Origin of the sequence: Streptomyces sporangiiformans (assembly GCF_005768555.2) — a bacterium.
GTDB lineage: Bacteria > Actinomycetota > Actinomycetes > Streptomycetales > Streptomycetaceae > Streptomyces > Streptomyces sporangiiformans.
Genome location: NZ_VCHX02000142.1, coordinates 12547 through 27248 on the forward strand (window position 1 = coordinate 12547; position 14702 = coordinate 27248).

General features: G+C 70.0%; 12 protein-coding genes and 1 pseudogene. 7 read left to right on the plus strand and 6 right to left on the minus strand.

The window, feature by feature from the left end:
• Positions 1–24 precede the first annotated feature (24 nt).
• A complete protein-coding gene (locus FGD71_RS20900; RefSeq protein WP_119102009.1) occupies positions 25–783 on the plus strand; it encodes a response regulator transcription factor in 759 nt (252 codons plus the stop codon).
• Between the two features lie 59 nt (positions 784–842).
• Here FGD71_RS20900 and FGD71_RS20905 read toward each other — a convergent pair whose 3' ends face one another.
• Together FGD71_RS20905 and FGD71_RS20910 are read right to left on the minus strand one after the other, a co-directional pair.
• The gene (locus FGD71_RS20905; RefSeq protein WP_119102010.1) at positions 843–1634 is read right to left on the minus strand and encodes a hypothetical protein; all 792 of its coding nucleotides are present in this window, start codon (positions 1632–1634) and stop codon (positions 843–845) included.
• 76 nt (positions 1635–1710) lie between these two features.
• Positions 1711–2448, minus strand: a complete 738-nt coding sequence (locus FGD71_RS20910; RefSeq protein ID WP_119102011.1) for a hypothetical protein — start codon at positions 2446–2448, stop codon at positions 1711–1713.
• 247 nt (positions 2449–2695) lie between these two features.
• Here FGD71_RS20910 and FGD71_RS20915 point away from each other — a divergent pair, with 247 nt between their 5' ends.
• The 4 genes and pseudogenes from FGD71_RS20915 to FGD71_RS20930 all read left to right on the plus strand — a co-directional run bounded on the left by FGD71_RS20915 (position 2696) and on the right by FGD71_RS20930 (position 8005).
• The gene (locus FGD71_RS20915; protein ID WP_119102012.1) at positions 2696–3451 is read left to right on the plus strand and encodes an SDR family NAD(P)-dependent oxidoreductase; all 756 of its coding nucleotides are present in this window, start codon (positions 2696–2698) and stop codon (positions 3449–3451) included.
• A 113-nt stretch (positions 3452–3564) separates the two neighbouring features.
• Positions 3565–4683 (plus strand): LLM class flavin-dependent oxidoreductase, encoded by a 1119-nt coding sequence (locus tag FGD71_RS20920; RefSeq protein WP_119102013.1) that lies wholly within the window; start codon positions 3565–3567, stop codon positions 4681–4683.
• Between the two features lie 122 nt (positions 4684–4805).
• Positions 4806–6539, plus strand: a pseudogene (locus FGD71_RS20925) (N-acyl-D-amino-acid deacylase family protein); the annotation flags it as partial.
• An 8-nt stretch (positions 6540–6547) separates the two neighbouring features.
• On the plus strand, positions 6548–8005 hold the full coding sequence (locus FGD71_RS20930) for an aldehyde dehydrogenase family protein (RefSeq protein WP_119102048.1): 1458 nt from the start codon (positions 6548–6550) through the stop codon (positions 8003–8005).
• Between the two features lie 22 nt (positions 8006–8027).
• Here FGD71_RS20930 and FGD71_RS20935 read toward each other — a convergent pair whose 3' ends face one another.
• Positions 8028–8972, minus strand: a complete 945-nt coding sequence (locus tag FGD71_RS20935) for a GlxA family transcriptional regulator (RefSeq protein WP_420878329.1) — start codon at positions 8970–8972, stop codon at positions 8028–8030.
• Between the two features lie 198 nt (positions 8973–9170).
• Here FGD71_RS20935 and FGD71_RS20940 point away from each other — a divergent pair, with 198 nt between their 5' ends.
• Positions 9171–10484, plus strand: a complete 1314-nt coding sequence (locus FGD71_RS20940; protein ID WP_119102016.1) for an MFS transporter — start codon at positions 9171–9173, stop codon at positions 10482–10484.
• Here the strand turns inward: FGD71_RS20940 and FGD71_RS20945 are convergent.
• From FGD71_RS20945 to FGD71_RS20960, 3 genes are all read right to left on the minus strand, one after another.
• A complete protein-coding gene (locus FGD71_RS20945; protein WP_119102049.1) occupies positions 10453–11091 on the minus strand; it encodes a LysE family translocator in 639 nt (212 codons plus the stop codon). The two genes, FGD71_RS20940 and FGD71_RS20945, sit on opposite strands and share 32 nt — an antisense overlap.
• Before the next feature lie 55 nt (positions 11092–11146).
• Positions 11147–11542, minus strand: a complete 396-nt coding sequence (locus FGD71_RS20950) for a nitroreductase/quinone reductase family protein (protein ID WP_119102017.1) — start codon at positions 11540–11542, stop codon at positions 11147–11149.
• Between the two features lie 497 nt (positions 11543–12039).
• Positions 12040–13584 (minus strand): CehA/McbA family metallohydrolase, encoded by a 1545-nt coding sequence (locus FGD71_RS20960; RefSeq protein WP_119102019.1) that lies wholly within the window; start codon positions 13582–13584, stop codon positions 12040–12042.
• A 231-nt stretch (positions 13585–13815) separates the two neighbouring features.
• On the opposite strand from FGD71_RS20960, the gene FGD71_RS20965 reads away from it, so the two are divergent.
• Positions 13816–14661, plus strand: coding sequence for an LLM class F420-dependent oxidoreductase (locus tag FGD71_RS20965; RefSeq protein WP_119102020.1), 846 nt, complete (start codon positions 13816–13818; stop codon positions 14659–14661).
• Positions 14662–14702 lie beyond the last annotated feature (41 nt).

Genomic DNA, 14702 nt, shown 5'->3' on the forward strand with positions numbered 1-14702 from the left:
GGTCTCTGAGGAAGGACACGCGGCATGCGATCCTCCAGGCGCGCCGGCACAGCGAACCGCTCTCCCGTTCTCACCGCTCCGGATGACGCGTCCCGCAGACTGACCGTCGCCCTCGCGTGTGCCGAGGGCGACTGGCCGCACCGCGACTGGCCGAGCGCGGACGATCCGTACGTGGGCCGTGCGCTGTTCACGCCCCCTCCTCACCAGGCGCTGCGTGACCTTGCCCGTGCTGCGGACGAGGGCGCCGAAGCCGCCGCCGTGGACGTCGTGGTGCTGCACTGCGAGGACCCCGCGGATGCATTCCCGGAGTTACTCAGCCGCATGGGTGACATGAACTCGTCAGTAATCGTGATCAGCCCCCGACGGGACACCGACACCATCCTCGAGGTCTTCCGCGGCGGAGCCGGCTATCTGGTCGAGGGCGACTACTGCACCTGCATGCTCTCCGCGGCGGTCACGGGCGCCGTGATCGGCCACACCTATCTCTCACCGGCGGCGTGCGCGGCCCTCAGAGAGGGGGCCCAGCGCATGGCCGAACCGCCCGCCGACGCCCTGGAACGGCTGCGGTCCATGCTCTCGCCGCGCGAGCGGCAGATCATGGAGTTGCTCTCGACCGGCCTGGGCGCCCAGGAGATCGGGATGCGGTTACGGCTGTCCGAGAAGACGGTCCGCAACAACCTCAGCAACATCTACGCCAAGCTGGACGCCAGGGGCAGCACGGACGCGGTGCTGCGGTGGCTGGGAGCCGCGCACGACGACTCCCTGGGATCGACCGCACGCTGACGTTGTTGACGTGGCGTGCACGGAAGAAGCCCCCGCGTGCGGCGCGGGGGCCGGTCCGGCTACGGTGCCGGGATCTCGGACAGCGGGATCTCGACGTCGGAGACGTTCTCGCCGCCCTCTTCGAATCCGGGTTCGGCCCTGAGGCTGCGCGAGGAGTTCTGGATACCGCCGGCCTCGGGAGTTCCGCACTTCACGTTGCGCAGCCAGAGCCGGCCGTCAGGGGTGCCGTTCTTCAGGAGCTGCGGATAGAAGACATGCACGCTCGTGCCGCCTTCCTCGGGGGAGAAGAACACCTTCTGGCCGTTCTGCTCCTCTTTGTACGTGGCCCTGAGGAATCCGCTCACGTCCGTGCGCTTCTCCGACCACATGAAGAACCCGAGGTGGTCGGCCTTCACGGTGTCGGTCCTGGAGAAATCGAATCCGGTCCCCGTGTCATCACGCTCGAGGTTGAATTCCGACGTGTTGAACTTGGCGCCGACTTCGAAGAACGAGTTCCCCAGCTTTGAATCGGCGGCGGCGACGAATCCGTCTTCGAGCGTGACGGACCTCACCACCGACGCGGACACGCTGAAGTTCTTCGTGGCGGCGGTCGTGGAACCGCAGTTGTCGGTCACGGTGGAAACGCGCTTGTTGGGCCCCAGGCTGTTCCTCTTGTTCTGGACGTCGACGAATTCACAGTTGTCCAGCTTGGCGGAGTTCTCGGCGCAGTCCTTGGTCACCTCGGAGGGGGTGGCGGCACCCGCTTGGTTCATCAGCGGAACGGCCACCGCGGCGGCCACCACCGGGGCCAGCACGAGGGTGATGCGCTTCTTCCTGCTCCGGTGATTTCCCTTGCGGCCGGTGCGTGTCATGGTGCGTCTCCTTGAGGGGGGAGTGTGGGGAGTTGGGTGGTGGAGAGATGCGGGGGAGTGGGGTGACCGGGGGCCGTCAGCAGTCGGTCAGTACGGGCTTGGCCGTCCCGTCCGCGATTCCGGGTGCGCCGGCGGCTCCTGGCAGAACGGCGGGTCCCTCGACGACTTCCGACGCCACGAAGTTCTTCTCGGGGCTGGGGTTGGTGGCGAAGCCTCCCGGGTCGGCATCGATCCTCACCCGCCATTCGCCCGTCATGCGCTGCATCTTCGGCGTGAACTCCATGTGGAGGATCTTGCCGGGCGGAACTTCCCTCGTTTCCGTGTCGCCGGCGGTCACCGTCCTGAGGGTCAGGTCGGTCGTTCCCTTGTGCTTGAGCCAGGACCCGCTCAGAGCGCCGAAGAGGCCTCCACCGGCCCCCTGTTGTGTCGCGGTGTACTTGCCCTGGCCCTGACCCACGGTCGCCTTCCAGGTGATCTCGACCTTGGACGGCTCGGTGGCGTTCGGCTCGCAGTTCGGGAAGTCGATCGAGGCCTTCTCCTTGGGGCCGTCGAAGGTCTCGAAATTCGTCTCTACGTAATCGCAGTTGTCGGCCGCGAAACCGTCCGCGAAGGCGCCCCCGAAATCACTCACCGACTGCTTCTTACCGTTGAGCACTGCGGACCTTTCGCACATCGAGATGATCTGCTCGGGCGTCTTCTTCTCCTCGGCGGCGTTCGCCGACGGCAGCAGGGTGATGACCGCTGCACCGGTGGCGAGGGCGGACCCGATGGCGACGAGTCGGACCTTCTTGTTCTTCAGGGCCCTCTTGGCCATGTCTTGCTCCGTCCTTGGCGGCTTCTTTGCCTTGCGGGGAATGGATTATTGGTCGGGGCGGGAAGCGGCAACAGAGTCAAATGTCCCTACTGGCCGGTTGGTTGACGTGTGCAGTGCGACACACACGGGGTGTGGCACCCCTTGTCTGACGATCCGTCAGCTACGACCATGGGTGTCCTCATCAGGTGCGTGACGACGCGTCAGCAAGGGCGTCCACCACGCGTCCACACCTCTGAAGGAGAGATCCATGGGCAAGCTCGACGGGCGTGTCGTCCTCGTCACCGGCGCCGCGCGTGGCCAGGGCGAGCAGGAGGCGCGGCTCTTCGTCGCGGAGGGCGCTCAGGTTGTCGTCGCGGACGTGCTCGACGATCAAGGGGAGAAGCTGGCCAAGGAGTTGGGTGCGCTCTACGTCCACCTGGACGTGAGCCGTGAGGAGGACTGGGCGGCCGCGGTGGCCGCCGCCAAGGATGCGTACGGCCGGGTCGACGGGCTCGTCAACAACGCCGGCGTCCTGCGCTTCAACTCCCTCGTCGACACCCCCCTCGACGAGTTCATGCAGGTCGTACGCGTCAATCAGGTCGGCGTCTTCCTCGGCATCAAGACCCTGGCCCCCGAGATCGAGGCGGCCGGCGGCGGGACCGTCGTCAACACCGCCTCGTACACGGGGATGACGGGCATGGCGTACGTCGGCGCGTACGCCGCCAGCAAGCACGCGATCGTCGGCCTCACCCGCGTGGCCGCGCTGGAGCTGGCCCGCAAGGGCATCCGCGTCAACGCGGTCTGCCCCGGCGCCATCGACACCGCGATGACCGATCCGGGCGACGACGCGTCCGCCGAGGCCGTCGACAAGCTCTACCGCAAGCGCGTCCCGCTCGGCCGCATCGGTGCGCCCGAGGAGGTGGCCCGGCTCGCGCTCTTCCTGTCCTGCGAGGACTCCTCGTACATCACCGGGCAGCCGTTCGTGATCGACGGAGGCTGGCTGGCCGGAGTGAGCCTCATCTGACGGCACGTCAGCTATTGACGCTCCACGGGGTCGGTGGAACAGTCGGCCGTACCGAGATCTGACGCACTGTCAGAAACAGTTGTACGGACCTGACCGTGGGACGGTGAACCTCCTTGGAATTCGGGCTCTTTGTACAGGGATACGTGGGCAAGCGAGCCGAGAGCGACCCGCTCGCCGAGCACAAGGCGCTGATGGAGGAGACCGAGTACGTCATCCAGGCGGACAAGTCCGGCTTCAAGTACGCCTGGGCGTCCGAGCACCACTTCCTGGAGGAGTACTCGCACCTCTCCGCCAACGACGTCTTCCTGGGCTATCTGGCCCACGCGACCGACCGCATCCACCTCGGCTCGGGCATCTTCAACCCGCTGGCCCAGGTCAACCACCCCGTGAAGGTCGCCGAGAAGGTCGCCATGCTCGACCATCTCAGTGAGGGGCGCTTCGAGTTCGGGTCCGGGCGCGGCGCGGGCTCGCACGAGATCCTCGGCTTCCTGCCCGGCATCACCGACATGAACCACACCAAGGAGATCTGGGAAGAGACCATCGCCGAGTTCCCGAAGATGTGGCTCCAGGACGAGTACACCGGGTTCCAGGGCAAGCACTGGTCGCTGCCGCCGCGCAAGGTCCTGCCCAAGCCGTACGGGAAGTCCCACCCGGCCATGTGGTACGCCGCCGGCTCACCGCCCTCGTACGCGATGGCCGCCCGCAAGGGCCTCGGGGTGCTCGGCTTCAGCGTGCAGAAGGTCTCCGACATGGAGTGGGTGCTGGAGCAGTACAAGACGGCGATCGTCGAGGCCCAGCCGGTCGGGGACTTCGTCAACGACAACGTGATGGTGACGTCGACGGCGATCTGCGCGCCGACGCACCAGGAGGCGGTCCGGATCGCGGCCGGCGGCGGTCTGCACTACCTCCAGTCGCTCCTCTTCCGCTACCACGACACCTTCCCGCGTCCCGAGGGCGTCCCGGTGTGGCCGGAGACGCTGCCGGAGTTCACCGAGGAGATCATCGAAGTCCTCATCGCCGAGGAGCTGTTGATCTGCGGGGACCCGGACGAGGTGCTGACGCAGTGCAAGCGGTGGGAGCAGGCGGGCGCCGACCAGTTGTCCTTCGGGATGCCGATCGGGATCTCGCGCGAGGACACGCTCCAGACGATCAGGCTGGTCGGTGAGCATGTGATTCCGAAGATCGACACGGATCCCGTCCATCGGACTTCGCGGTTCCGAGGGGCTGCCTGAGGTTCGGTCGGCGGCTGCGGGTCTGTTGTGGTTGCTCGCGCTCGCGCGGCGGAGCCGCAAATTGACACAGCCCCGCGCCCCTATGGGGCGCGTTCAACGCACCGGAAGCCAAGGAGGCACGCTCCATGCTCGATCACGTCATCAAAGGCGCGACCGTCGTCGACGGGACGGGCGCGCCCGCCTGCACCGCCGATGTGGGGATACGCGACGGGCGGATCGCGGCCATCGGTACCGTCACCGAGGAGTCCCGCACCACCGAGGACGCCGGCGGGCTCGTCCTCGCTCCCGGCTTCGTCGACCCTCACACGCACTACGACGCCCAGCTTTTCTGGGACCCGTACGCGACGCCGTCCCTGAACCATGGGGTGACGACGGTCGCGGGCGGCAACTGCGGTTTCACGCTGGCGCCCCTGAACCCGGAGCGCCCCGCGGACGCCGACTACACCCGGCGGATGATGTCCAAGGTCGAGGGCATGTCGCTGGTCGCGCTGGAGGAGGGCGCGCCCTGGAGCTGGCACACCTTCGGGGAGTACCTCGACGCTCTGGAGGGGCGGATCGCCGTCAACGCCGGCTTCATGGTGGGGCATTGCGCGCTGCGGCGTCACGTCATGGGGCCGGACGCGGTGGGCGGGCAGCCGTCGACGGAGCAACTCGACGCGATGGTGCGGCTGTTGAGGGAGGCGATGGACGCGGGTGCCTGGGGACTGTCCACCACCCAGTCGACCTCGCACTCCGACGGCGACGGAAAGCCGGTCGCGTCCCGACATGCGAAACCCGCCGAACTGCTGGCACTCTCGCGGGCCGTCGGCGAGCACGAGGGCACGCAGATCGAGGCCATCGTGGCGGGCTGCCTCGACCAGTTCAGCGACGACGAGATCGACCTCTTCGTGGAGATGACCGCGTCCGCGGGCCGCCCTCTGAACTGGAACGTGCTCACGATCGACGCGTCGGTCCCCGAACGCGTACCGAGGCAACTGGAGGCGAGCGAGCGCGCCCGCAAGTCCGGCGGCCGGATCGTCGCGCTGACCATGCCGATCCTCACACCGATGAACATGTCGCTGGGGACGTTCTGCGCGCTGAACCTGATCCCCGGGTGGGGGCCGATCCTGGGCCTGCCCGTCCCGGAGAGGATCGCGAAGCTGCGCGACCCGGAGGTCCGGGCCGAGATGCTCCGGCGCGGGAGCTCCAAGGAGGCGGGCGTCTTCCGGCGCCTGACCAACTTCGGCCGGTACGTCATCGGCGACACCTACAGCGCCGCGAACGAGGGCCTGACCGGCCGCGTCGTACGGGACATCGCGGCCGAACGCGGCCAGGAGCCCTTCGAGTGCCTGGTCGAGATCTGCGCGGCGGACGATCTCCGTACGGTCCTGTGGCCGATGCCCACCGACAACGACCCCGACTCCTGGGCCCTGCGCGCCGAGACCTGGCGGCACGAGGACGTCCTGCTCGGCGGGTCCGACGCGGGCGCGCACCTGGACCGGATGTGCGGTGCCCCGTACACCACCCGCTTCCTCGGGGACTGTCTGCGCGGCCGGAAGCTGGTGTCGCTGGAGCAGGCGGTGAAGATGCTGACGGACGACCCGGCACAGCTCTTCGGCCTCCGCGACCGGGGACGCGTCCAGGAGGGCTTCCATGCGGACCTGGTCCTCTTCGACCCGGAACGGATCGACGCCGGCAAGGCCACCCTGGTGCACGACCTGCCGGGAGACAGCCCGCGGCTGGACTCCAAGGCGCTCGGGGTGCGGGCGGTCTGGGTCAACGGGGTGGAGGCGATCCGGGACGACGTGGTGACGGGCGCCGTACCGGGCAGGGTGCTCCGCTCCGGGCGGGACACGAGGACGGTGAGCACGAGGTGACGCCGAAGGTGCCCGCTCGTCAGGGGCTCTTCATCGGCGGCTCGTGGGTCGAGCCGGACGGCGGGCGCTACGAGGTGATCGACCCGGCGAGCGAGGGTGTCGTCGGGTGGGCGCCGGAGGCCTCGCGGGACCAGGTGCACGCGGCCGCCGCCGCGGCCCGCGAGGCCTTCGGCCCGTGGTCGCGCACACCCGCTGAGGAACGGGCGGCGATCCTGGCCCGCACGGCGGAGCACATCCAGCGCCACCTGGTCCCGTACGCCGACCTCGCCCAGGCCGAGAGCGGGGCCACGACCGGTACGGCGCGCGGGATGCAGGTGGCGGTCGCTGCGTCCCGCCTCAAGCGGTACGCGAAGGGCGCGCTGGAACCCGTCGAACAGCCCCTGCCCCCGCAGATCAACGAGGCGGGCCCGTTCGGCGCGGCGACGGTGATGGGCGCCCTCGCCGTACGTCAGCCGGTGGGCGTCGTCACCTGCGTCACCTCGTACAACAACCCCTGGGCGAACCCGGCCGGCAAGATCGCCCCGGCCCTCGCGATGGGCAACACGGTGGTGGTCAAACCCGCCCCCCAGGACCCCCTGTCGGTCTACCGGATGGCGGAGGCCCTGGAGGCGGCGGGCGCCCCGCCGGGCGTGGTGAACGTCGTGTCGGGCTCGCGTCCGGAGGTCGGCGAGGCCGCGGTCGACTCGCCCGATGTGGACATGGTGAGCTTCACCGGTTCGACGGCCGTCGGGCAGCGCATCGCCGAGGTGTGCGGGCGCGGCATGAAACGCCAGCTGATGGAACTGGGCGGCAAGGGCGCGGCGGTCGTCTTCGACGACGCGGACCTGGCGTCGGCGGTGCGGGGGATCGGGACGACGTTCTCGTTCTACAGCGGCCAGATCTGCACGGCGCCGACGAGGGTCCTGGCGCAGCGGGGCGTGTACGACCGGCTGGTCGACCAACTCGCCGCCTACACCGGCTACTTGAAGGTGGGGGACCCGCGAGCCGAGGGCACGGTCGTCGGCCCGGTGATCTCGGCGGCGCACCGGGAGCGGATCGAGTCCTATGTGGAACTGGGGCGCAAGGAGGGGGCACGCGTGGTCGCGGGCGGCGAACGACCGCCGCACGACACGGGCTTCTACGTCGCCCCCACCCTCCTCGCGGAGTGCACGAACGACATGCGGGTCGCCCGTGAGGAGATCTTCGGCCCGGTCGTGGTCGTCATCCCCTTCGACGAGGAGGACGAGGGCGTCACCCTCGCCAACGACTCCGACTACGGCCTGATCGACTACGTCTGGTCCGGGGACGTGGCGAGGGCGTTCCGCGTCGCGCGGCAACTCAGGGCCGGCGGTGTGGGCGTCAACACCGTCGGACGCAACATGGAGGCGCCGTTCGGCGGCTTCAAGAGGAGCGGGGTGGGACGGGACGTCGGCTCCTACGCGCTGCATGCGTACAGCGAGGTGCAGGCGATCGTGTGGCCGGGGTGAGGGCGGCCGTGCGGTCGGGGGGTCATGGGGCGCCGCGGTAGGTGCGGCGGTACGCGGCCGGAGTGGTGCCCAGGGTGCGGCGGAAGTGCAGGCGCAGACCGTCCCCCGTGCCCAGGCCACTGCGTTCGGCGATGGTGTCGACCAACAGGTCCGTGGTTTCGAGGAGTCCGCGAGCCCGGGCGACGCGCTGCTGGTTGAGCCACTTCAGTGGGGTGGTGCCCACCTCACGGGCGAAGTGCCGTTCGAAGGTGCGCACGCTCATTTCGGCCCGGTCCGCCAACTCGGCGATGGTGAGCGGCAGATCCAGCCGGGCTATCGCCCAGTCCAGTACGGGAGCGAGTCCCTTGGCGGGTGGCGTGGCAGCGGTCTTCGGCCGGGAGTACTGGGCCTGGTCGCCCTCGCGGTGCGGGGCCACGACCATGCGGCGGCCGACCTCGGCAGCCGCCGCCGTGCCGTAGTCACGGCGGACGATGTGCAGGCACAGGTCGATGGCGGCCGCGGTGCCGGCGCTGGTGAGGATGTCGCCGTCGTCGACGTACAGGGCACGTTCGTTGACGCGGACGCGCGGGTGACGACGGCGCAGCTCGTCGGCGTACATCCAGTGTGTGGCGGCCTCGCGGCCGTCCAGCAGACCGGCGGCCGCCAGGACGAACGCGCCGGAGCACAGGGAGGCGACGCGGGCGCCGCGGGCATGGGCCGCGCGCAGCGCGTCGAGGAGGGCGGCCGGGGGCTCGTAGCCGTTCATGAGGCAGGCCGGGACGATCACGAGGTCCGCGGCGGCGAGCGTGTCGAGGCCGTGCTCGCTCTCCAGCCGCAGGCCGCCCGGAGCGTGCTGGACCCCGGGTGCGGTCCCGCAGAGCGCGAGGTCGTACCACGGGGGCGCGTCACTGTCGTTCGGCTGCCCGAACACCGCGCAGGGCACGGCCAGTTCGAAGAGCGAGGACTCTTCGAGGAGCGCGACGGCCACCCGGATCGGAGCCGGCGGGACGGGATCCTTCGGCCACTGTGTTTCCCGGTTGCGAGGCATGGCGTAAATATAGGGGACCCTGACGTTTCCGTCACTGGTTGGCCGACTTCCCGGGCCGGATGCTGAGGCAGACCGAGATCGGATCGCTCACGCATACCGACACCCAGGGACGAGCCCCGGAAGGCGGAAGGCGCAGCCATGCCACACGAACAGACACACGTGCAGACACATGAACAGGCACGCGAGCAGACACACGAACACGGGAGGCGGGAGCGGTCGCTGCCACCGCAGTGGCGGATGGGCCTCGCGGGGGTGGCGGCTATCGGCGTCACCTTCGGCTTCGCGCGCTACGGATACGGACTCTTCCTGCCGGAGTTCCGGCGCGAGTTCGGGCTGTCGGTATCGCTGATGGGGTTGATCGGCAGCGCCACGTACCTGGGATATGTGGCGGCACTCGTGATGGTCGGCGCGCTGGTCTCACGGGTCGGCCCGCGCCCGCTGGTGGTCCTCGGCGGGCTGTCCGCCACCACCGGGATGGGCCTCGTGGCCTTCGCCCGCACACCGGTGACACTGACCGCCGGCCTGATCCTGGCCGGTACGAGCTCCGGATGGGCCTGGGCGCCGTACTCGGACGCGGTGGACCGGATGGTGCCGCCGGGCCGGCGCGAACGCGTCATGGGCGTGATCGCGAGTGGCACGGCCTTCGCGGTCGTCGTCGCCGGGCCCCTGGCGTTGGTCGCTCACGGCGCGCGCTGGCGGTATGCGTGGCTGGCCTTCGCGGCGGCCGCCCTGGTCACGACCCTCTACAACGCGCGCGTCCTGCCCGGCGGAGCGCACCGGTCGGTCGCCGCAGGCGCGCGAGGCGTACGGCTCGAAGCCCGGTGGTTCGCCCGCCGCCCTGCCGTCCCGCTCTTCCTGACCGCGCTCTCGTACGGGCTGGTCGGTGCCGTCTACTGGGCCTTCGCGGTCGAGGTGATCTCCAGTGAGGCCGGTAGGAACGCTCCCACGGCCCCGCTGTTCTGGACCTTGATGGGCCTGACGGGCACGGCTGGTGCGCTGACGGGGAGCGCGATCGCGCGGTACGGCCTGCGACGCGTCCACGCTCTGATCTTCGCGGGCATCGCCGCCGCGGTCGCCCTGCTCGGCGCCGCGCCGGGCACCCTCGCGGCCGTCACGCTCTCGGCGGTGCTCTACGGACCGTGCTTCATGGCGGGGTCGGGCCTGCTCGCGGTGTGGAGCTACCGGGTCTTCCCCGACCAGCCCTCGACCGGCTTCAGCGTCACGGTCCTCTGCCTCGGCGTGGGCACGGTCACCGGCCCTGCCGTACTGGGCCTCTTCAGCGACGCGTACGGCCTGCGCGCGGCGTTCCTAGCCACCGCGGCCGCCGCGGCCCTGACCCTCCTGATCCGGCCGTCGGCTCCCGGCAGGACGGTGAGCCGGAGCCGGGCGCGGACGCGAGGACCTGTGGGTGGGGGTGACGCTAGTCCTTCCGTCCGGTCGCGGCGACGGTGACGCCGAGGCCCACCATGGTGAGTCCGCCGACTCCGCCGATCAGGGAGAGCCGGCGCGGTGACCGGGCGAACCAGCCCCGTGCCGTGGCCGCGACCAGTCCCCACACACTGTCGGACGCCAGCGCGATGACGTTGAAGAGCAGACCGAGCAGCAGCATCTGCGCCACGACGTGCCCTTGGGCGCGGTCGACGAACTGCGGGAGTACGGCGGCGAAGAAGACGATGGTCTTGGGATTGGCGATGCCGACCGCGAAACCCTCCCACAGCGTGCGCAGACCGCCGGACGTGGAGGTGTCACCGCTGAACGCGGCCTGCAGCGCGCCCCGTTGCCGCCACGCCTTGACCCCCAGGTACACCAGGTAGGCGGCACCGGCCAGTTTCAGTGCCGTGAAGACGACGACCGAGCGCTCCACGACGGACCCGATGCCCAGGGCCACGGCCACGACGAGTACGTACGCGCCGATCGTGTTCCCCACGACGGTGGTCAGCGCGGCACGGCGTCCCTGCGCCAGGGCCCGCCCGATCACGAACAGCACGCTGGGTCCGGGGACCACGATCAGCAGGAAGGACATGGCCGCGAAGGCGAGCAGTCGGTCGGTGGACACCATGAAGCCCATGCAACACGGGGAGGTCCCGCCACCGCAGCCCCTTTTTTGGAGCGCGTCAGTCCTCGAGATCCACTCGCACCGTCAGCAGATTCGTTCCCGCCAGCCGGACCGCCGCGCTGTTCAGGCGGGGCAGCTTGCGCAGGCGGGCGATCGGGTCGTCGTCGGGGAGGACGTGGGCCGTCCCGATGTGCCAGCGCCTGCCGATGCGCACCCGCACTCTCGGATTCGCCTGGATGTTGCGGATGTACTGGGACTTCTCGCCGTACTCGGAGACCAGCCAGAAGGAGTCGCCGACGCGGCGGCCGCCCACGGGGGTGCGGCGGGGGAGGCCGGAGGTGCGGCCGGTGGTCTCCAGGAGCGTGTGGAGCGGTACGTGGCGCGTGATCGGGTTGACGACGTGGCGTTGAAGCGTGGTGACGGCTCGGTACTTGAGGTCGTGGTAACGCGGCATCGGCTGTGCGCTCCCTCTGGGTGCGTCGGCTGCGGTCGTGTTGTCGTGCCCGGCTCATCAGGGTGTAGCACACGATCGAAAACGTGCAGCAGGGGCGGCAGCGGCTCGTGTACCACGCGCGCACCGTCTACTGCCTCAGGGCAACCTCCAACTCGAAGCGCGGCCAGGAGCTGACGTCACGCCGCAACTGCCGGTCGTGCGTGGCCGGCACCACCGCCGCCTCGGTGGCCCGCAGCGCTCGTGCCGCAACTGCCCGCGCTGATGGAGTACTTGAAGCCGGCCGTCGACCAATGGCAGACGATGCCGTTCGCCGGCGGCATGGCCGACTGACGTCGACCAACAGGTGGATCGACCACCCGGCCGACAAGCTGCCCGACGTTCCTGCATGCGGGATGTGAAGCGGCGGGGACTCGCCGTCGCCGACGAGGCCCCGCTTCGCGCGCCGTGACCCCCTGGGGCTTGTCCGGCGGATCAGGGCCGGGTCCGCCGGACAGGCCCTAACGCCCCAGGAAGATCGGGTTCGTGAACGCCGCCAACGGGCCCGGCAGGGACGTGATCGCCGCCTCGTGGCGGAGTTCCGCGCGTACGTACGCCGCGTACTGGGCCGTCGTCCGCCACTCGACCGTCCCCGCGCCGGAGACCGGGAGGACGGGGCTCGTGTGCAGGACGCCCTGGTCCGTGACGAAACGGGCGGTGCATCGGGGTGCGCCCGTCACTTCCAGGCGGACCGTGACGGGGTCGTCGCGGTCCACCCTCAACCGGCCGCCGATACCCGCGTGTTCGCCCTTCGGGCCGGACGCGGTGAAGCTGAGCGAGACCGCCTTGGACTCGGCGATGTACGAGCGGCCGGCGCGCAGGCCCTCCTGGATGGCCTCGCGGGTCAGGTCGTCGGCGAGGACGACCGTCTGCGGGGAGCCGACGGGGTCGGGGGCGCGGTGGGCGTCGCTGTTGCCCATCGCCGGGATCCAGTCGCGGCCGCCTTGGACCGACGCCACGAGCATGCTGTCCCAGTCCGCCAGCGACACCTCGTCGTCCGGCGTGTACGGGCCGTTCCACACCTCCACCACGTCCGCCTCGCCGAACCCGAACTTCCAGTTGCAGCCGACGCAGGTGGCGTGCGGGTGGGCCGGGACGACCAGACCTCCCGCCTGGCGGATCTGCCGCGCGTACTTGCCGAAACGGTTGTCGCGGGCCCGGTAGCGCCAGTCCACGAACGTGCCGGGCTCCGTGCCCAGCGCGACGACGTGACCGTTCCTCGTCGTCACCTCCTCGCCCAGCATGATCAGCAGTTCGCCGTCGGGATGAGGACCCGCCTGGTCGGCCCAATGGGCGTGTGCCGAATGGGTGTTGTGCTCGGAGGAGTTGATGAAGTCCAGGCCCGCGGCACGTGCGAGAGCCGCGATCTCGGCCGGGGTGCGACGGCCGTCCGAGTACCAGGAGTGCAGGTGGCAGTCGCCGCGGTACCAGGCGCGGCCGCGGCCCTTGGCCCGCGAGGGCGGGTACGTCGGCTTCACGACCGTGCCCGGCTCGCCGTACGTGAGCGTGATGGTGATCTCGTACGAGAGTCCCTGCGGGGCCACCGTGTAGGGGCCCAGCGCGATGTACCAGGTGCCCTCGCGTACGGGCCCGGGGATATAGCCCGGCGTCGCGTCGTCGGCGCGGATGAAGAACTCCGTGCGCGCCCCGCCGGACCAGCCCCTGAAGCCCTTGCCGCCCAGTTCCGTGCCGCGCTGGTCGAACATGCCGATGTCCAGCGCGTTGCCCGCGGTGCCGGCCGGGACGGAGGGCTTGTCGTAGGTGTACGCGACCTTGATCTCCCGTACGCCGTCCGGGACCGCGACCGGCAGATACACGAAGTCCGGCGAGCCGGTCGGCAGGGTGCCGCGCACCGTTCTCGTCTCCTGGTCGCCCGCCGCACCGGCGGCGGCATGGGCGTCGGCGTCTCTCGAGAAGCTCACGCTTCCCAACGTAAGCGCGGCGGCGGCTCCCGTCACGAACAGGGCACGTCTGCCCACTGCGTATCCGTGGTCGTCCTCGCACATGCTGCTGCTCCCAGGGTGTCGGGTGACATGGGTGGTGCAGGGTGGTGCAGGGTGGTGCAGGGTGGTGCAGGGGTGGCACGGTCAACCCTGGTATTCAGCCGTGAACTGCGGTGCAAGAAAAGGGAATCGACAGCTTTCGTTCAATCGGAGCCGCGGCCGGACGACGGCCCGCCTGCGCAGCAGCCGTCCAAGCCTTCCAAGCCGTCCAAGCCGTTCACAGAGAGGTCGCCGATGCGGATCTCGACCACGATCTTCCTCACCGACGAGACGATCAGCCCCACCCGGCTGGCCCGCGCATTGGAGCAGCGCGGCTTCGCAGGGCTGTATCTGCCCGAGCACACGCACATCCCGGTCGAGCGGACGACGCCGTATCCCGCGGGCGGCGAGCTGCCGCCCGAGTACGGCCGCACGCTCGACCCCTTCGTCGCGCTCGGTCAGGCGGCGGCGGTCACCACGGCGCTCGGTCTTGGCACCGGCATCACCCTCGTCGCCCAGCACGACCCCATCGATCTCGCCAAGCAGATCGCGACGCTCGACCACCTCTCCGGCGGCCGCTTCACGCTCGGTGTCGGATTCGGCTGGAACGTGGAGGAGGCCGCCGACCACGGCGTCGACTGGCGTACGCGGCGGGAGCTGACCCGGGACCGGATGGCGCTGATGCGGGCGCTGTGGTCGGCGCGGCCGACGGCGTACGAAGGGGAGTTCGGGTCCGTACGAGCCAGTCACGCGCACCCCAAACCCGCACAGGAGCCGCGCGGGCCGGTCGTCGGGCCGCGGACCCTCGTCGGGGGCGCGGCCGGGCCGAAACTCTTCTCCCACATCAGTGAGTACGCGGACGGCTGGCTGCCGATCGGCGGCCGCGGACTGACCGAGTCGGTGCCGGCCCTGCGGTCCGCCTGGGCCGAGGCGGGCCGCGACCCCGAGGCGCTCGAGGTCGTGCCCTACGCCGTGCTGCCCAGCCCCGGCAAGCTCGCGCACTACGCGGACCTCGGCATCGAGGAGGTCGTGCTGCAGCTGCCGCCCGCGGGGGAGGCGGACGTACTGCGTGTGCTGGACGACTACGCGAAGTACGTGTGACGCGGCCCCCGCAGGACCTGATCAATGCGATCGTATGCTCG

Bases quoted from the DNA above. Each gene is read 5' to 3' on its own strand.
- FGD71_RS20945 (WP_119102049.1), bottom strand. From the start codon at position 11,091: ATGGTGTCCACCGACCGACTGCTCGCCTTCGCGGCCATGTCCTTCCTG.
- FGD71_RS20900 (WP_119102009.1), top strand. From the start codon at position 25: ATGCGATCCTCCAGGCGCGCCGGCACAGCGAACCGCTCTCCCGTTCTC.
- FGD71_RS20965 (WP_119102020.1), top strand. From the start codon at position 13,816: ATGCGGATCTCGACCACGATCTTCCTCACCGACGAGACGATCAGCCCC.
- FGD71_RS20950 (WP_119102017.1), bottom strand. From the start codon at position 11,542: ATGCCGCGTTACCACGACCTCAAGTACCGAGCCGTCACCACGCTTCAA.
- FGD71_RS20960 (WP_119102019.1), bottom strand. From the start codon at position 13,584: ATGTGCGAGGACGACCACGGATACGCAGTGGGCAGACGTGCCCTGTTC.
- FGD71_RS20940 (WP_119102016.1), top strand. From the start codon at position 9,171: ATGCCACACGAACAGACACACGTGCAGACACATGAACAGGCACGCGAG.
- FGD71_RS20915 (WP_119102012.1), top strand. From the start codon at position 2,696: ATGGGCAAGCTCGACGGGCGTGTCGTCCTCGTCACCGGCGCCGCGCGT.
- FGD71_RS20905 (WP_119102010.1), bottom strand. From the start codon at position 1,634: ATGACACGCACCGGCCGCAAGGGAAATCACCGGAGCAGGAAGAAGCGC.
- FGD71_RS20910 (WP_119102011.1), bottom strand. From the start codon at position 2,448: ATGGCCAAGAGGGCCCTGAAGAACAAGAAGGTCCGACTCGTCGCCATC.